At 66.9% G+C, this 17,035-nt stretch carries 13 protein-coding genes; 6 read left to right on the top strand and 7 right to left on the bottom strand.

Annotated elements, in window-relative coordinates; genetic code table 11:
* Positions 1-312 precede the first annotated feature (312 nt).
* The 6 genes from secF to queA all read right to left on the bottom strand — a co-directional run bounded on the left by secF (position 313) and on the right by queA (position 7,486).
* Positions 313-1,293, bottom strand: coding sequence for a protein translocase subunit SecF (gene secF / locus AC13GA_RS17055; RefSeq protein ID WP_136639954.1), 981 nt, complete (start codon positions 1,291-1,293; stop codon positions 313-315).
* A 15-nt stretch (positions 1,294-1,308) separates the two neighbouring features.
* Positions 1,309-3,165, bottom strand: coding sequence for a protein translocase subunit SecD (gene secD / locus AC13GA_RS17050; RefSeq protein WP_046983659.1), 1,857 nt, complete (start codon positions 3,163-3,165; stop codon positions 1,309-1,311).
* Between the two features lie 61 nt (positions 3,166-3,226).
* Positions 3,227-3,571 carry a preprotein translocase subunit YajC gene (yajC, locus tag AC13GA_RS17045; RefSeq protein WP_012510769.1) on the bottom strand — a complete coding sequence of 115 codons (345 nt, stop codon included), beginning with the start codon at positions 3,569-3,571 and terminating at the stop codon, positions 3,227-3,229.
* 134 nt (positions 3,572-3,705) lie between these two features.
* Positions 3,706-4,836, bottom strand: a complete 1,131-nt coding sequence (gene tgt / locus AC13GA_RS17040; protein WP_012510768.1) for a tRNA guanosine(34) transglycosylase Tgt — start codon at positions 4,834-4,836, stop codon at positions 3,706-3,708.
* A gap of 80 nt (positions 4,837-4,916) precedes the next feature.
* Positions 4,917-6,014, bottom strand: a complete 1,098-nt coding sequence (locus AC13GA_RS17035; protein WP_482998592.1) for an alpha/beta hydrolase — start codon at positions 6,012-6,014, stop codon at positions 4,917-4,919.
* Positions 6,015-6,418: 404 nt separating this feature from the next.
* Positions 6,419-7,486 (bottom strand): tRNA preQ1(34) S-adenosylmethionine ribosyltransferase-isomerase QueA, encoded by a 1,068-nt coding sequence (queA, locus tag AC13GA_RS17030; RefSeq protein WP_337301943.1) that lies wholly within the window; start codon positions 7,484-7,486, stop codon positions 6,419-6,421.
* A 210-nt stretch (positions 7,487-7,696) separates the two neighbouring features.
* Here queA and AC13GA_RS17025 point away from each other — a divergent pair, with 210 nt between their 5' ends.
* Complete coding sequence (locus AC13GA_RS17025) at positions 7,697-9,193, top strand: aminotransferase class III-fold pyridoxal phosphate-dependent enzyme (protein WP_482998591.1); 1,497 nt, start codon at positions 7,697-7,699, stop codon at positions 9,191-9,193.
* A gap of 190 nt (positions 9,194-9,383) precedes the next feature.
* Positions 9,384-9,977 (top strand): LOG family protein, encoded by a 594-nt coding sequence (locus AC13GA_RS17020; protein ID WP_012510766.1) that lies wholly within the window; start codon positions 9,384-9,386, stop codon positions 9,975-9,977.
* Positions 9,978-9,996: 19 nt separating this feature from the next.
* Here the strand turns inward: AC13GA_RS17020 and AC13GA_RS17015 are convergent, their stop codons facing one another.
* Positions 9,997-12,837 carry a bifunctional diguanylate cyclase/phosphodiesterase gene (locus AC13GA_RS17015; RefSeq protein WP_482998590.1) on the bottom strand — a complete coding sequence of 947 codons (2,841 nt, stop codon included), beginning with the start codon at positions 12,835-12,837 and terminating at the stop codon, positions 9,997-9,999.
* Between the two features lie 247 nt (positions 12,838-13,084).
* On the opposite strand from AC13GA_RS17015, the gene AC13GA_RS17010 reads away from it, so the two are divergent.
* From AC13GA_RS17010 to AC13GA_RS16995, 4 genes are read left to right on the top strand one after another with little or no spacing between them, the layout of a single operon-like run.
* Positions 13,085-13,603 (top strand): RNA polymerase sigma factor, encoded by a 519-nt coding sequence (locus AC13GA_RS17010; RefSeq protein WP_229298213.1) that lies wholly within the window; start codon positions 13,085-13,087, stop codon positions 13,601-13,603.
* Positions 13,600-14,580 carry a hypothetical protein gene (locus AC13GA_RS17005; RefSeq protein ID WP_482998589.1) on the top strand — a complete coding sequence of 327 codons (981 nt, stop codon included), beginning with the start codon at positions 13,600-13,602 and terminating at the stop codon, positions 14,578-14,580. The genes AC13GA_RS17010 and AC13GA_RS17005 overlap by 4 nt, the downstream gene beginning before the upstream one ends.
* A gap of 40 nt (positions 14,581-14,620) precedes the next feature.
* Complete coding sequence (locus tag AC13GA_RS17000) at positions 14,621-15,217, top strand: IMPACT family protein (protein WP_046983661.1); 597 nt, start codon at positions 14,621-14,623, stop codon at positions 15,215-15,217.
* Positions 15,210-16,982, top strand: a complete 1,773-nt coding sequence (locus tag AC13GA_RS16995; protein ID WP_482998588.1) for an ABC transporter transmembrane domain-containing protein — start codon at positions 15,210-15,212, stop codon at positions 16,980-16,982. Before AC13GA_RS17000 ends, AC13GA_RS16995 begins: the two co-directional genes overlap by 8 nt.
* Positions 16,983-17,035 lie beyond the last annotated feature (53 nt).

The raw sequence follows: 17,035 nt of genomic DNA, 5'->3' as shown, positions 1-17,035 counted from the left end.
TGCCCCCATTTGTTTGTATCGATATCTGACAGATGTGCCGACCAACGGTCGGCACCCACCAACAGCCGCGTGAACCTGTCGAAGGCGGGGCACTGTGGGTTTGCGGGGTGTGAGCCGCATGGATGCGGCGACCAAGCCCCCATGGATGGGTTTACGGCGTCCCCGCAAACTCACAGTGCCCCGCCATCCCACGGAATGCCGCTTCGCTTTGGATTTGGCTGTTGCTGTTGCTTCGGCAGGTGCAGGGCGCCGCCCTGCCAACAAAAAACCCCGCTTGCGCGGGGTTCTCTGTGTGCTGCATGCAGTAGGTGCCTACGGGCGACGGGCCAGGGCCTCGACGTCCTTCGCCTTCGGCAGCAGGTCCTGCTTGCTGACGCGCAGGAAACCAATCGTCAGCATCGGCACCGCCACCAGGATCGAGGACAGCACCACGATCACCGCACCGATCATGTGCGTCTCGGCCAGGCCTTCCATCGAGCTGCCGCCGTACATGTACAGGGCAAGCGCCGACAGGAAGAACATCACCGCAGTGATCACCGTACGCGACAGCGTCTGGTTGATCGAACGGTTGAGCACTTCCATCGAGTCCACGCGCAGGCTGCGGAAGTTCTCGCGGACGCGGTCGAAGACCACGATGATGTCGTTGATCGCAAAGCCCATCACCGACAGCAGGCCGGCCAGCACGGTCAGGTCGAACTCACGGCCCAGCAGGGACACATAAGCCACCGTCACGATCAGGTCGAACATCGCCACGATGCTGGCGGTGACCGCGAACTTCCATTCGAAGCGCACCGCGATGTAGATCAGGAAGCCGGCCAGCATGAAGATGGTGGCGTACAGGCCATTCATCGCCAGGTCCTTGCCGATCTGCGGACCCACGAACTCATTGCGCAGCACCGTAGCCTGGTTGTCGGCGGTGGACAGCGCCTTCACCACGGCCGCGGCGGTGGCCTTGTCCTCGTGCGCGGCATCGCCGGTGCCCGGGGCGTGCTCACCGTGCGGGGCCAGGCGGATCAGCAGGTCGGTGTTGCCACCAACACTCTGTACCTGGGCGCCGTCGAAGCCGCTCTCTTCGAGCTTGGTACGGACCTGCTCGACGTCCACCGCCTTGTCGAAGCGGGCTTCGATCAGGGTGCCGCCGGTGAAGTCCAGGGCGTAGTTGAAGCCCTTGAAGCCGATGATGGCGATGGAGGCCAGGAACACGATGATCGTGACGACCATCGCGACATGGCGCCAGCGCATGAAGTCGATCTTGGTGTCGTTCGGGAGGATGTGCAGCGGAAACAGTTTCATGTGCGTGTCGTCCCGTCAGATGGCCACGTTCTGGAGCTTCTTGCGGCGGCCGTAGATCAGCGTCGCCAGTGCACGCGACACGGTGATCGCGGTGAACATGGAGGCGAAAATACCGATGATCATGGTCAGCGCGAAGCCCTTCAGCGGACCGGTACCGAATGCGAACAGCGCCACACCGACGATCAGGCCGGTCAGGTTGGCGTCGAGGATGGTGCCCGAAGCACGTTCGTAACCGGTCACGATCGCGGTCTTGCCCGGCACGCCGGCACGCAGTTCTTCACGGATACGTTCGTTGATCAGCACGTTGGCGTCGACCGACAGGCCGACCGACAACGCCAGGCCGGCGAAGCCCGGCAGGGTCATGGTCGCACCGAAGAGCGACATCACCGCGACCACGATCAGCAGGTTGAACAGCATCGCGATCGAGGTGATCACGCCGAACATGCGGTAGTAGACGCTGAAGAACACCAGGGTGAACAGGAATGCGAACACGACCGCGCGCATACCGTTCTTGACGTTCTCGGCGCCCAGGCTCGGGCCGACCACGCGCTCTTCGACGAAGTCCATCGGCGCCGCCAGGGAGCCGGACTTCAGCAGCTTGGCCAGGTCCTCGGCTTCCTTCTTCTGCAGGCCGGTGGTCTGGAAGTTCTTGCCGAACACGCCGTTGATGTTGGCCACCGAGATCACTTCCTCGTTGACCTTGAAGCCACGCACTTCCTGGCCGTCAACAACGGTCACGGTCGGCACGCGCTCGGTGTAGACCACCGCCATCGGCTTGTTCACGTTGGCACTGGTGAAGTCGAACATGCGCTGGCCGCCGACGTTGTTCAGCGTCACGCTGACTGCCGGGGAGCCACTGTTCGAATCAGTCACCGCCTGCGCGCCGACCATCTGGTCACCGGTGACGATCACGCGCTTGTTCAGCAGGATCGGGCCGCGGCCATCACGCTGCTGGTAGACCTTCGCCTCCGGCGGGATGCGGCCGGCGGTGATGGCGTCCTGCGCGTTGCCCTCGACCACCGCACGGTATTCCAGGGTGGCGGTGGCGCCGATCATGCGCTTGGCTTCGGCGGTGTCCTGCACGCCCGGCAGCTGAACAACCACGCGGTCGGCACCCTGGCGCTGGATGATCGGCTCGGCCACGCCGAGCTGGTTCACACGGTTGCGCAGGGTGTTGATGTTCTGCTCGATGGCGCCGTTGGCGATCTGGGTGATCTCGGTTTCCGGCACGGTCACCGTAATGCGGTTGCCACTGATGTCGTAGCCGAGGGTCGGCTGCGCCTTGACCAGGGCGGCACGGGCGCGCTGCGCGGCATCGTCACCGGCGGACGGGCTCAGGTTGGCCACGATGCTGTTGTCAGCGCGGCGTTCCACCGACTGGTACGGGATGCGCGCATCACGCAGGGTGCTGCGCACGTCTTCGGTGTAGGCATCCAGGCGCTTGTCCAGGGCGGCCTTCTGGTCGACCTGCAGCACGAAGTGCACACCACCCTGCAGGTCCAGGCCCAGCACCATCGGGCGACCGCCGAGGTTGGCCAGCCAGTCCGGCACGGTCGAGGCCAGGTTCAGGGCCACGGTGTAGTTCTCACCGACGGTGTCACGCAGGGCGTCGCTGGCAGCGGACTGCGCCTTCAGGTCCGGCAGGCGGACGATCAGGCTCTCCCCTTCCTTCTCGGCACCAACGGCGTCCACGCCGGCCTTCTTCAGGTCGGCCAGCACACGGTCACGCAGCGCATCGTCGATCTGCCCGCCACGGTTGGCGGTGATCTGGATGGCCGGGTCCTTCTGGTAGATGTTGGGCAGCGCGTACAGCGCGCTGAGCGCCAGTACGATCAGGATGACGACGTACTTCCAGCGTGGAAATTCGAGCATTGCTTGGGTCCCGCGCGGCGCCATCCCCGGCGCCGCGGTTGTGCTTCGGAAAGGGAGTGGCTTACTTGGCCGAATCCAGGGTGCCGGTCGGCAGCACGCTGCCAACAGCGCCCTTCTGCACGCGGATGCGCACGTTCTCGGCCACTTCGATGGTGACGAAGTTGTCGCCGATGTCGGTGACCTTGCCGGCGATGCCGCCGTTGGTCAGCACTTCGTCGCCACGCTTGATCTTCTCCAGCATGGACTTGTGCTCCTTCTGCCGCTTCATCTGCGGGCGGATCATCAGGAAGTACATGATGGCGATCAGGATGACCGGGAACAGCAGCGTGGTCAGGCCCATGCCCTGCGGTTGGCCGCCGGCGGCCTGGGCGTGGGCGGCGGGAATCAGGAAGGCAAGCAGGTTCATCGTTGGTCCTTTGGTTGGGCGGCGCTTCGGCCCTTTCACGGGCACGAGGTGTCGACCGCGGATCTGGGTCAGCCTTGAAGTATGCCACGGCCCCGGGCATTCGTCCTTGGGCCGTTTGGCAGGGGGTGTTCGGGTTACAGGGGCGGCGCGACCGCCCCGCGTGCCGCGTAGAAAGACTCACGGAAGGCCAGGAAGGTTCCCGCCTCGATCGCCGCGCGGATGTCGGCCATGAGCTTTTCGTAATAGAACAGGTTATGCAGGGTGCCCAGCATCGGCGCCAGCATCTCGTTGCAGCGGTCCAGGTGGCGCAGGTAGGACCGGGTGTAGCCGCCGGTGCAGGCCACGCAGCCGCAGCCCGGCTCGATCGGGTCCATGTCGCGCGCGTACTGGGAATTACGGATGCGAACGGTGCCGAACGAGGTGAAATAGTGGCCGTTGCGCGCATTGCGGGTCGGCATTACGCAGTCGAACATGTCCACGCCACGTGCGACACCCTCGACCAGGTCCTCCGGCCGGCCCACGCCCATCAGGTAGCGCGGGCGGTCAGCAGGCAGTTCCGGGTCCAGGTGGTCGAGCATGGCGTTGCGCTCGTCTTCGGGCTCGCCCACGGCCAGGCCGCCGATGGCATAGCCGTCGAAACCGATCGCCTGCAGGGCATCGGCCGAGCGGCTGCGCAGGTCGGTGTGCACGCCGCCCTGGACGATGCCGAACAGGGCCGCGTCGTTGCCGAGTTCGTCATGCGCGTTGCGGCTGCGCTGGGCCCAGCGCAGGCTCAGTTCCATGGAACGGCGGGCAACGTCTTCGGTGGCCGGGTACGGGGTGCACTCGTCGAAGATCATCACCACGTCCGAATCGAGCACCTTCTGGATCTTCATGCTCTCTTCCGGGCCCAGGAACACCCGGGCACCGTCGGTTGGCGAAGCGAAGGTCACGCCCTGCTCGGTGATCTTGCGGCGATGGGCCAGCGAGAACACCTGGAAGCCGCCGGAGTCGGTCAGGATCGGGCCATCCCAGCGGCAGAAGCCGTGCAGGCCGCCGTGGTCGGCGATGATGTCCAGGCCCGGCCGCAGGTACAGGTGGAAGGTATTGCCGAGGATGATCTCGGCACCCAACGCACGCACCTGGTCCGGCAGGATGCCCTTGACCGAGCCATAGGTACCCACCGGCATGAAGGCCGGCGTTTCCACCGTGCCACGCGGGAAGGTCAGGCGGCCACGGCGGGCACGGCCGTCGCGGGTCTGGAGCTGGAACTGCAATCGGGACATGGAGCGGTCATTCGGGCAAATAGTTGCCCATTGTCCCCCAAAACCCGGCGCCGACGAACCCCACGACCTGTCTACGCCGTTCAGCGCCCTGCCCACAGGCGCCAGCGCTGCGCCACCAGGTCGGCCAGCGCATCCGCCTGGATGGAGTTCAGGATGTCGTTGTGGTCGGCCGAGACACTGTCTGCGCCTGCGATCACCCAGATCGGACGTTGCTGCATCGACGCACAGCCCTGGCCCGGCATGGTCCGGGCGCGCAGAACGAAACGGCCATCGGCAAGTGTTGCGGTACAGGCGTCCAGCTGGGGTGGGGGACAGGCGTCGGCCGTGGCGCAGACCCAGGCTCGATGGGTCTGGCGCTGACGGTCAAATCCAATGGGCGTGCCCCTGAACGCAATCCGGTAGCCCACACCGACGGCCTTGTCGCCCTGCCCCTGCAGCACCGTCACCTTTCGATGCTGGCGCAAAGCATCCGCAGCCGTGATCGATACCGTTCCGGCAAACGCCGGTGACGCGGCCCACGCGGAGACCAGCGCCTGCTCGACCTCGTCGAACTCACGCTCAGCCACTGCCGGATTGAGCATGAAGTACTCGAAGCCGTCCAACTGCTCCTGCACCAGGCCATCCTTGATGGCATGGAACAAGGCCGAGCCGCCGAAACTGTGGCCGATCATGTAGACCGCCCTCTCGGAATGCTGCTCACGCAACAGGGCCACCACCTGCGCCAGCCCCTTCTCCCCTACCGTCACCGAGGCGTTCTTGCGATCCCATACCGTCACAAAGTCGCTCGGCTCCCAGGCCAGCGGAGTATCGAAGGAGTCACCACGCCACCCCACATAGAGCCCCCTCACCGGGGTCCCCGCCTTGGCCTCGACCTTGCCAAGGAACTCGTCAAAATCAGTGAAGTTGCTGTCATTGGGCGATGCGTTGTGGTGCCAGCCGTTGATGAAGACCACGACCGGCAGCGTGGTCGGCTCCGTCGCCAACCAGCGCTGCAGGCGGCCGAACTGACCCGGCCAATGGAAATTCCCGGCATCATTGATCTCGATCACCATTCGCTCGCTGCGTGCAGGCAACGCGAGGGGACGGGCCTCATGCTCGGGCCAGTAGGCGACATCGGGCACGCTGGAACAGGACGAAAGGCCACACACGATCAGGCACAGCCCGGCAATCCGGCGCATGAGCGTTCTCCTTGGTGGGGCACCGGCCCCTCCCCGGGGTCTGCGCGCTGCGATCCTAGCCTGCTGGCGCAGGCCTTGGACGACCGCCTGTCGGCGGGCTGCCCGCTCAACCCTGGAAGTAGCAACAAACCTTGAGGGGCGAGGCTTCAACTTCGCCGCCACTGGTCTTGGCGGGTGGTCACCCATCCCTCGCAGTGCACCTTCTGCTGGAGAGATCGTCGGGATGCCATCCACGCATGGCGTGGATCTACTGGTTCAAGTGTTGGAGCAGATCGACCCCATGCGGGGACTCGGTTTTCCGGGTACAAGCCTTGCGCACCAACGGTGCGCACCCATCAGGCTGGGACACCCATCAGGTTGGCTCACCCATCAAGGCAGTGCATCCACCAGGCAGAGGCAGCGCCTCAACCCGCCTGCGGGAACAACAGCATGGCGTCGCCGTAGCTGAAGAAGCGGTAGCGCTGCGCGATCGCGTGCTGGTAGGCCTCGAACACGCGCTCCTTGCCGGCGAACGCGGAAATCATCATCAGCAGCGTGCTTTCCGGCAGATGGAAATTGGTCACCATCGCGTCGACGCTGCGGATGCGGTAGCCCGGGGTGATGAAGATCTGCGTTTCACCAGCAAACGGCAGCAGTTCGCCGTCGCGCATCGCGCTTTCCAGCGCGCGCACCACGGTGGTACCGACGCCGATCACCCGGCCGCCGGCGGCGCGCGTGCGCCGTACCTGCTGCACCAGCTCGGCACCCACGTTCAGCCACTCGCGGTGCATCACGTGGTCCTTCAGGTCATCGGCACGCACCGGCTGGAACGTACCCGCACCCACGTGCAGGGTGACGTGGCCGAAGTCCACGCCCTTGTCCTTCAGCGCGGCCAGCAGCGGTTCGTCGAAATGCAGGCCGGCGGTCGGCGCGGCCACCGCGCCCACTTCACGCGCGAACACGGTCTGGTAGCGCTCACGGTCGTCCATGCCCGGCTCGCGCTGGATATACGGCGGCAGCGGCAGGCGACCGGCATGCAGCAGCCACTGTTCCAGCGATTCCGGCACATGGAACTGCAGCACATAGAACTCGCCATCGCGGCCCAGCACCTCGGCTTCGCCACCGGCATCCAGTGCAATGCGGCTGCCGGCCTTGGGCGACTTGCTGGCTCCCACCTGCGCGCGGGCCTGCTGGCCGCCGAGCAGGCGCTCGATCAGGATCTCCACACGGCCACCGCTGGCCTTCTGCCCGAACAGGCGCGCTGGGATCACCCGGGTGTCGTTGAACACCAGCAGATCGCCCGGCTGCAGCAGCGACGGCAGGTCACGCACCTGCAGATCGGTGAAGGCGGCGGGGGCTTGCGGCACCAGCAGCAGGCGGCTTGCGGAACGTTCGGCCAAAGGCGCCTGCGCGATCAGTTCAGCCGGCAGGTCGTAGTTGAAATCGGACTTCTTCAAGGCAGTGGGCGGCAACAGGTCGACAATGGCGCGCATTGTACGTCCAGCGTCTGCGAGCCGGCGCGCTTCGCGGCGAACGTCGCGCAAAATGCTGCTATGCAGCAGGTTTCTGCGGGGTTATCGCGCAAAAAAACAAGTGCTAGCATCGAGTTGGAAGTCCGCTGCACGAGCCTGCCCCAAGCGCGCGTGATGACGCGCGTTTTGCTTTTGAAGACCCGTGCGACCCATTGTTTCAGGAGATCTGCAATGAGCTTCATCGAACGTCTCGCCCCCCTGCGCAACCAGCCCGGCACCCGCCTCACCTCCGGCCTGGACGATGCCACCCTGAAGGCCCTGTCCGCCAACCACCCGCAGCTGATCGCCGCGGTGGACGCCGCCGCCGAGGAATTCGCGCGCGTGCAGGCCGACCTGGGGCCGCTGCTGGCGCAGGACGAACAGGCGCAGATCGACGCGATGCAGGACGGCTTCGTCAATTTCTATGCCGATGATGCGGTGACTCCGTACGTGGCACTGGCCGCACGCGGCCCCTGGGTGGTCACCCTGAAGGGCGCGGTGCTGTACGACGCCGGCGGCTACGGCATGCTCGGCTTCGGCCACACCCCGGATGCCGTGCTGGAGGCGATGGCGCGCCCGCAGGTGATGGCCAACATCATGACCCCCAGCCTGTCCCAGCAGCGCTTCATCACCGCGCTGCGCGCCGAGATCGGCCACCGTCGTGGCGGCTGCCCGTTTGCCCGTTTCATGTGCCTGAATTCCGGTTCCGAGGCCGTCGGCCTGGCCGCGCGCATCGCCGACGTCAACGCGAAGCTGCAGACCGACCCGGGTGCGCGCCACGCCGGTGCAGCTATCAAGCGCGTGGTGGTCAAGGGCAGCTTCCATGGCCGTACCGACCGCCCTGCCCTCTATTCAGATTCCAGCCGCAAGAGCTACATGCAACACCTGGCCAGCTACCGTGGCGAAGACTCGGTGATTACCGTGGCGCCGTACGATGAGACCGGCCTGCGCAAGGTGTTCGAGGATGCCGCACGCAACCAGTGGTTCATCGAGGCGGTGTTCCTGGAACCGGTGATGGGCGAAGGCGACCCGGGCCGTTCGGTGCCGCCGTCGTTCTATGCGGTGGCCCGCGAACTGACCCGTGCCCATGGCAGCCTGTTGCTGCTGGACTCGATCCAGGCCGGCCTGCGCGCGCATGGCGTGCTGTCGGTGGTCGACTACCCGGGCTTTGAAGGCCTCGATCCGCCGGACATGGAAACCTATTCCAAGGCGCTCAACGCCGCGCAGTACCCGCTGTCGGTGCTGGCCGTGACCGAGCATGCCGCGCAGCTGTACCGCAAGGGCATTTACGGCAACACCATGACCAGCAACCCACGTGCGCTGGACGTGGCCTGCGCCACCCTGGCCCAGCTGACCCCGCAGGTACGCGCCAACATCGCCGAGCGCGGTGCCGAGGCGGTGCGCAAGCTGGAGCAGCTCAAGGGCGAACTGGGCGGCCTGATCACCAAGGTGCAGGGCACCGGCCTGCTGTTCTCCTGCGAGCTGGCCCCGCAGTTCAAGTGCTACGGCGCCAATTCCACCGAGGAATGGCTGCGCCAGCACGGCATCAACGTGATCCACGGTGGCGAGAACTCGCTGCGCTTCACTCCGCACTTCGGCATGGACAGCGAGGAGCTGGACCTGCTGGTGGGCCTGGTCGGCCGCGCCCTGCGTGAAGGCCCGCGCCGCGAGCAGGCCGCCGCGGCGTAAGCCCCGTTCTTTGTAGAGTCGAGCTTGCTCGACTCTACCGTTGCCGCGATCTGAACGAAGAACCGCCGAGCGCGGCTCGGCTCTACAGACGGCAACCGCGAAGGTCCATAATCCATAGACACCCCGTCCCTGACCGCTCTGCGGTCGGCGATGGGGCGTTTTCGTTTCCGGCCAAGAGACAGGAAGATCCATGAAATCGATCTGTGTGTACTGTGGTTCCAACGCTGGCAGCAAGCCGGCCTATACCGAACGCGCCCTTGCCCTGGGCGACCGCATCGCCCGCGATGGCATGCGCCTGGTGTACGGCGGCGGCAACGTCGGCCTGATGGGAACCGTGGCCAATGCCGTGCTCGCTGCCGGCGGCGAAGTGACCGGCGTGATTCCGCGCCAGCTGGCCGACTGGGAAGTGGCACATCGCGGCCTCACCGAACTGGAAATCGTAGGCTCGATGCATGAGCGCAAGTCGCGCATGTTCGACCTGGCCGATGGCTTCGTCACCCTGCCCGGCGGCTTCGGCACCATGGAAGAGATCTTCGAGATGCTGACCTGGCGCCAGCTGGGCATCGGCAACAAGCCGTGCGCGTTCCTCGACGTGGAAGGCTTCTACGCACCGCTGATCGGCATGATCGACCGCATGGTGGAAGAGCGCTTCCTGCATCCCGACCAGCGCCAGGACCTGTGGTACGGCTCGGACATCGAAGAAATGCTGGCGTGGATGAAGAACTACCAGCCGGCGCAGGCCTCGAAGTGGATCGACGAGAAGCGTCGCGCCGCCCTGCGCTGAGGCTTCCCTGCGCGGTGGTTCAGGCCGCCGCGCAGCCCCACGGCGCCGGCCGCCCGAGCAGGTAGCCCTGGCCGTAGTCGCAGCCGAGTTCGCGCAGCGTCTGCTGCTGCGCCTCGGTTTCGATGCCCTCGCCGATGGTCTCGATGCCCAACGTGCGCGCCAGCGACAGCACGCCCTCGACCAGCGCGCGCGTGCTCTGCACTTCCGGTCCATGCAGACCGGCGATGAAGCTCTGGTCGATCTTCAGCGTGCTGATCGGGAAGCGGTGCAGGTAGGACAGCGCCGAGAAGCCGGTACCGAAATCGTCCAGCTGCACCTGGATGCCGCGCTCGCGCAGGCCCTGCAGGATGCGCAGCGTGTGCGGGCCGTCATCCAGCAGTGCGACCTCGGTGATCTCCAGCCGCAGCCGCTGCGGATCGGCATCGTACGCATCCAGCAGGCCGAACAGCCGGCCGCTGAACTCAGCAGAGCGGAAATGACGCGGTGACACGTTCACCGACACATAGGTGTGCCCGCCTTCGGCCAGGCCGGCGATGACCTGTTCGTAGATCAGCCAGTCGACCTGTTCGATCAGCCCACTCTCCTCGCCCAGCTCCAGGAACGCCCCCGGCAGCAGCAGGCCACGGCGCTCGTGCTGCCAGCGCAGCAGCGCCTCGTGCCCGACCACCTCGCCATCGGAGAGGCGCACGATCGGCTGGTAGAACGGCACGAAATCGTGGTTGTTGATCGCGCGGCGCAGATCGGCTTCCAGGTCGAGGCTGCGCATGGCCTGCTCGCGCATGTCCTCGTCGAAGATCGCGCAGCGGTCATGGCCCTGCGCCTTGGCCCGGTACATCGCGGCGTCGGCATCGCGCAGCAGCTCTTCGCCGGTACGGTAGCGCGGGTTCCACAGGGCGATGCCCAGGCTGCCAGACGGGAACAGTTCGCGGCCGGCGATCCACATCGATTCCTGCAGCGCCAGCAGCAGTCGCTGGCCAAAATCCAGTGCCTGCGCCAGGCCCTGCGGACACTGCAGCAGCACTGCGAATTCGTCACCGCCCAGCCGCGCCACCACATCGTCGGTGCTGGCCATCGACACGATGCGCTTGGCCACTTCCACCAGCATGCGATCGCCCGCGGCATGGCCGATGCTGTCGTTGACCAGCTTGAAGCGGTCCAGGTCAAGGAACAACACGGCGAACACCGGTCCACCCTCGCGACGGGCCAGCGACAACGCATCCTGCAGGCGGTCGAGCAGATGCAGGCGGTTGGGCAGGCCGGTCAGCGCATCGTGCATGGCCTGGTGGGTCAGCCGTTGTTCTGCGCGCAGCCGCTCGCCGATCTGGCCGAGCAGTTTCTCGTTGACCTCGGCCAACTCGCGGGTGCGCTCTTCCACCCGTTTTTCCAACTCGGCATGCGCCGAACGCAGCCGTTGCTGGTCGCGCTGGCGGGCCAGGCCGGTGCCGATGTTCTGCGCGACGAAGGTCAGCAGGCGCTGGTCGTGCACGCTGAAGGTGCTGTTCTGGCTGTAACTCTGCACCACGATCGCGCCGACCACTTCGTCGTCGCGCAGCAGCGGCACGCCCAGCCAGCAATGCGAGCGCGCACCGGATTCGCGCACCTCGCCGTTGGCCAGCAGCGCATCGATCTGCGCGCGCGAAGCCAGCAGCGGCCGCCGGTTGCGTACCACGTATTCGGTCAGGCCACGGCTGAACGGTCGCGGCGCACGGCTGGCATTGTGCTCGTCCACCGAATAGACGAAATCCAGGCCATTGCCCGCCGCGTTGACCAGCGCGATGTAGAAATTGCGCGCGTCGAGCAGGCGCCCCACCACGCCGTGTACCCGCCCGTAGAACTGGGCCAGGCTGTCGGCCGACATCGCCATCTCGGCGATGTTGTACAACGCGGTCTGCAGCTGCTCGGCACGGCGTCGTTCGGCCACCTCGTCCTGCAGGCTGTGGTTGGCGCGCTGCAGCTGCTGGGTGCGCCGCTCGACCTGCTGTTCCAGCCGCACCTGGGCCTGGCGTCGGTCCATCGCGGTCTGCACATGCTGGGCGACAAAACCCAGCAGGGCACGCTCGGACTCACCATAGCGGGCCGCGTGTTCGTAGCTCTGCACCACGATGGCACCGCACACGCGGCCATCGCGCAGCATCGGTACGCCCAGCCAGTCCAGGCTTTCCGGGCCACGCTGCGGATCGTGCTCCTGCTCGACCACCCGCGCAAGCAGCTCGCGTGACGGGCCACTGAGCGGCCTGCCATGGCGCAGCAGCGCCACCGTCAGACTACGCGGCATCTCGCTGGCGTCATGGCTCTGCGCCGGGTCGGCAACGAAGTCATCAACCTGGTCGGCGAAGTACAGGAACCGGATCTGGTCGCGCACATCGTCGTACTCGACGATGTAGCAGTTCTCGGCGTACATCAGCGTGCCCAGCACACCGTGCACGTGGCGCAGCATCTCGCCCATCTCCAGGTCGGCACCGGCCAGGTCGGCGATCTGGAACAGCGCCTGCTGCAGCCGCTCGGCCTCCTCCAGCGCCTTGATCTGTCCCGCCTGGCGGCCGCGCTGCAGGGCCAGCTCCATCGCCTGCCGGGCCAGCCCCCACCACGCCGGCGAGGGGATCGCGCCCTCCACCGACAGCAGCAGGCGCGCACCGTCGTAGTCCCAGCCATGCTGGCCATCGCCGATGCCAGCAGGTACTGCAGGCCGGTTACCGCTGACGGGCGGCCAGCCGCCCTCGCCACGCCCCAGCTGCGGGTCTTCCCAGCCGACCCGGAGCACTGCCGTTTCCGGCAGCAGCGCATGCAGCGCGCGCACCAGCGCCGTGCTCAGCACGGCCTCGTGTAGTGGTTCTTCCGCCGGTTCAGCATGCGTGGACAAATGACAATCTCTTGGCGCCGTCTGTGCGTCGCCTCCCCTGAGCCGCCGAGCATAGCGCGCCACCCGGGGGGCAATGGAAGCCCGCAAACCCCGAATCGTGCGCCCGTACGTTTTTCCTGCCGACCGTAGCCCCTTCCGAGCCATGACCCTCGCCCTTCCCACCGCCGCCACCGGCTATGCGCCACCGTCTGCAGGCCTTACCCTGTACGCCGTGGAAGCCAGCGCACTGCCAACCGATGAAGCCTTGATGCTGGCCTGGGCCGGTGGCGACCTGCGCGCGTTCGAAAGCCTGTATGCGCGCCACCGCAAGCGCCTGTTCGGCTTCCTGCTGCGGCAACTGCGGGACAACGCGCTGGCCGAGGAGATCTTCCAGGATGTGTGGCAGCGGGTGATCAGCGCCCGCGCCGGCTGGCAGCCCGAAGCGGCGTTCAGCACCTGGCTGTTCCGCATCGCCCACAACCGCTTGAACGACCACTGGCGCGCTGCCCGCCACCGCCCCGCCGCGCCGGCCGATGCCGACCTGCGCCTGGCGGCGATCGAGGACGGGCAGACCCCGGAAGCCGAGCTTTCCGAATTCGAACAGCGTCGCCGCATCCAGCTGGCGATGGAGCAACTGCCGCCCGAGCAGCGCGAAGTGCTGCAGTTGCGGCTGGATCAGGAACTGAGCCTGGAGGAGATTGGCCAGATCACCGGCGTGGGCCGGGAAACCGTGAAATCGCGGCTGCGCTATGCGATGGACAAGCTGCGTGCGGGATTGAACGCATGAACCGAAACGACCCCCTGACGCCGGAAGAACGCGAGCTGGCCCAGCTGCTCGGCCGTCGCGCCGAGCAGGCACCGCCGGCCGCGCTGGACGCCGCCATCCTGGCCGCGGCACGTGCCGCCGTGGATGCGCCGTCCGCCGATGCCACCACCTCACCGGACGCGCCCCGCGTGCGGCGCACCCGCCCGCGCTGGCCGGCGGTGTTCGGCATCGCGGCCTCGATGGTGTTCGCGATCGGTATCGCCTGGCAGCTGCGCCCGGAACCGCCGCCGGTTCGGGCCGGCGAAGCCCAGATGGCGGCTGCGCCTGCAGCTGCCGATGTCGCCGCCACTGAGCAGACGATTGAAAGCAGCGCCGCAGACAGCACGGCTGCCGCTGCAGAACCGGCTGTTGCCCCGGCAACGCCGGAAGCTGTTGCCGCCCCGGCAGCGGCCATTGCACGCGAGCGCAAGCCAGCACCAGTAGAAGCCACCGATGCACCGGCACCGGCCGCGCGATCGATGGCGGCAGAACCCGCTGCCGACAGCGCCTTCGCTGCACTGCCGCCGCCCCCGGCTGCGGCGCCACCGGCGCCCCCTGCTCCCACTGCCTACTCGGCACCCGCGCCGCTGATGGCGCCGGCTGTCGCCAGTGGTTCGCTGAAGGCACGCTCGGCAGGCACGCCAGAGCCCAACAGCGTCCAGGCCGAACAGGCCCCGGCATTGGACCGGGTAGAGATCACCTCGATGAAGCGCGAAGCCCCCAGCCGTTCCGCACCGGGGGTCATGCGCCGCGGCAGCGATGCTGGCCTGAGTGCGGACACGGTGCAGGCCGAAGTGGCCGCTGACGCCCGGCTGCCACGGCGGCAGTGGCTGCAGAAAATTCGAGAACGTCGCGACGATGGCCAGCGCGACCTCGCCCGCGCCAGCCTGGAGCGCTACATCCAGCAGTATCCGGAATCGCGCCTGCCGCGCGACCTGCGTCCGCTGCTGGACGACTGAGCCGGACCGGGTACTGCAGCAACCCCGTAGAATGGTGGGGATGCCCGATACCCTCGCCCAGCCGGTCAACCACACGCTGGAAGTCAAGCACAGCCGTTTCATCGCCCACGCCGCGCCAATCGACGGTGCGGTGGCGGCGATGGCCTTCCTGCAGCAGGTTGCGGTGACTGACGCCACGCACAACTGCTGGGCCTACCGGCACGGCCAGGACTATCGATCCAGCGATGATGGCGAGCCGGCCGGCACCGCCGGCCGGCCGATCCTGGCCGCCATTGATGGCCAGGGCTTCGACCGGGTGATGGTGGTGGTGACGCGCTGGTTCGGCGGCATCAAGCTGGGCGCCGGAGGTCTGGTGCGTGCCTATGGCGGGGCCGCGGCCGAATGCCTGCGTACCGCGCCGAGGCTGCCGCTGGTGGCCATGTCCCGGCTGCGGCTGCTGGCCGGGTTCGAGGATCTGGGCACCTTGCACGCCACCCTGCCCGTCTTCGCCGCAGAGAAGCGCGATGAACAGTTCGATGCCGACGGCGTGTGCCTGCGGGTCGAATTGCCTGCCGATCAGGTCGACGCATTGAAAATCCGCCTGCGCGACGCCACCCGTGACCGTATCCGCATACAAGACGACGACCAGGATGACTGACAAGGACGACGCCCCCGCTTCGACCCCGCCGCTGCGCCGCCTCGGCAGCCTGCGCACGCTGTGGCCGTTCGTGCGCCGCCACAGTGGCCTGTTCACGGCCTGGCTGCTGGCCTTGGCGGTGTCATCGGCGGCAACGCTGAGCCTGCCACCGGCAGTGAAGCAGATGATTGACCATGGCTTCACCAGTGGCGGCCAGATCAACCGCGCGTTCGCCCTGCTGATGCTGGTGGCGGTAGTCATGGCACTGGGCACGGCGGCGCGCTTCTACTTCGTATCGCTGCTTGGCGAAAAGGTGGTAGCCGACCTGCGCAGCCAGCTGTACGCCCACCTGATCCACCTGGGCGCGGGCTTCCACGACCGCAGCCGCAGCGGTGAACTGGTATCGCGCCTGACGGCAGACACCGAACTGCTGCGCAGCGTGGTCGGCTCGACCATGTCGGTGGCCCTGCGCAGCACGGTCACCGTGATCGGCAGCCTGGCGATGCTGTTCGTCACCAGCCCGCGGCTGGCCGCGTGGTCGCTGCTGGGTATCCCGTTGGCGGTGCTGCCGATCATCATCGGGGCGCGCAAGCTGCGCACGGTCGCACGCAACAGCCAGGACCGCATCGCCGATGCCAACAGCCTGGCCAGCGAAACTCTGGGAGCGGTGCGCACGGTGCAGGCACATGCACGCGAACCGTACGAACGCGGACGCTTCGACAAGGCACTCGTTGATGCCATCGGTGCCGCGCGCCGCCGCATCGGCGCACAGTCGCTGGTCACCGCCAGCGCCATCCTGCTGGTGTTCGGCGCCATCGTCGGCGTGTTGTGGCTGGGCGCGCACGACGTCATCGACGGCCGCCTCAGCGCCGGTACGCTGGGCCAGTTCGTGCTGTATGCACTGATCGGTGGTGGCTCGGTGGGCGCGCTGGCCGAAGTATGGAACGAGCTGCAGCGCGCGGCCGGCGGCATGGGCCGCATCGGCGAACTGCTGCAGGAAGACATCGAGATCCGCGCACCGGCACAGCCGCACGCATTGCCACAGCCATTGCGCGGCGAGATCCAGTTCAACGACGTGGTGTTCCACTACCCTCAGCGCCCTGACCAGGCCGCGCTGGATCACTTCAACCTGCATGTGCGCCCGGGCGAGACCGTGGCGCTGGTGGGGCCATCCGGCGCCGGCAAGAGTACGGTGCTGTCGATGCTGCTGCGCTTCCACGATCCGGCTGCTGGCCACATCTGCGTGGACGGCATCGATGTACGCGAGGTCGATCCGGCCGAACTGCGCGACCAGCTTGCGCTGGTGCCGCAGCAGCCCACCCTGTTCGCGGCCAGCGCACGCGACAACATCCGCTACGGCCGCCTGCAGGCCGGCGACGCCGAGGTCGAAGATGCTGCGCGCGCAGCCGAGGCCGATGGCTTCCTGCGTGCGTTGCCGCAGGGCTATGACAGCGAACTGGGTGAGCGTGGCGCGCGCCTGTCCGGCGGCCAGCAGCAGCGTGTGGCGATCGCCCGTGCGCTGCTGAAGGACGCACCGATCCTGCTGCTGGATGAAGCGACCAGCGCGCTGGATGCGCAGAGCGAGCATGGCGTGCAGCAGGCGCTGGAGCGATTGATGGCCGGCCGTACCACGCTGGTCATCGCCCACCGCCTGGCCACCGTGCTCAAGGCAGACCGCATCGTGGTGATGGACCAGGGCCGCATCGTGGCCGAGGGTACGCACGCGCAGTTGCTGGCCGAAGGCGGTCTGTATGCTGAACTGGCAAGGCTGCAGTTCATCGATTGATGACAGCCGGCTAACACCCGGCGCGCCAAGCTGGCCACGCGTCAGCAACACCT

This window comes from Stenotrophomonas sp. 22DLJC03 (assembly GCF_056861405.1).
The sequence above is the reverse complement of the archived record's forward strand: the minus strand, read 5'-3'. Positions and strand labels throughout refer to the sequence as shown.

What these genes read in the sequence shown, in the direction of transcription:
- secF (WP_136639954.1), bottom strand. Translation starts at nt 1,293, where the DNA reads ATGAAACTGTTTCCGCTGCACATCCTCCCGAACGACACCAAGATCGAC.
- secD (WP_046983659.1), bottom strand. Translation starts at nt 3,165, where the DNA reads ATGCTCGAATTTCCACGCTGGAAGTACGTCGTCATCCTGATCGTACTG.
- yajC (WP_012510769.1), bottom strand. Translation starts at nt 3,571, where the DNA reads ATGAACCTGCTTGCCTTCCTGATTCCCGCCGCCCACGCCCAGGCCGCC.
- tgt (WP_012510768.1), bottom strand. Translation starts at nt 4,836, where the DNA reads ATGTCCCGATTGCAGTTCCAGCTCCAGACCCGCGACGGCCGTGCCCGC.
- AC13GA_RS17035 (WP_482998592.1), bottom strand. Translation starts at nt 6,014, where the DNA reads ATGCGCCGGATTGCCGGGCTGTGCCTGATCGTGTGTGGCCTTTCGTCC.
- queA (WP_337301943.1), bottom strand. Translation starts at nt 7,486, where the DNA reads ATGCGCGCCATTGTCGACCTGTTGCCGCCCACTGCCTTGAAGAAGTCC.
- AC13GA_RS17025 (WP_482998591.1), top strand. Translation starts at nt 7,697, where the DNA reads ATGAGCTTCATCGAACGTCTCGCCCCCCTGCGCAACCAGCCCGGCACC.
- AC13GA_RS17020 (WP_012510766.1), top strand. Translation starts at nt 9,384, where the DNA reads ATGAAATCGATCTGTGTGTACTGTGGTTCCAACGCTGGCAGCAAGCCG.
- AC13GA_RS17010 (WP_229298213.1), top strand. Translation starts at nt 13,085, where the DNA reads ATGCTGGCCTGGGCCGGTGGCGACCTGCGCGCGTTCGAAAGCCTGTAT.
- AC13GA_RS17005 (WP_482998589.1), top strand. Translation starts at nt 13,600, where the DNA reads ATGAACCGAAACGACCCCCTGACGCCGGAAGAACGCGAGCTGGCCCAG.
- AC13GA_RS17000 (WP_046983661.1), top strand. Translation starts at nt 14,621, where the DNA reads ATGCCCGATACCCTCGCCCAGCCGGTCAACCACACGCTGGAAGTCAAG.
- AC13GA_RS16995 (WP_482998588.1), top strand. Translation starts at nt 15,210, where the DNA reads ATGACTGACAAGGACGACGCCCCCGCTTCGACCCCGCCGCTGCGCCGC.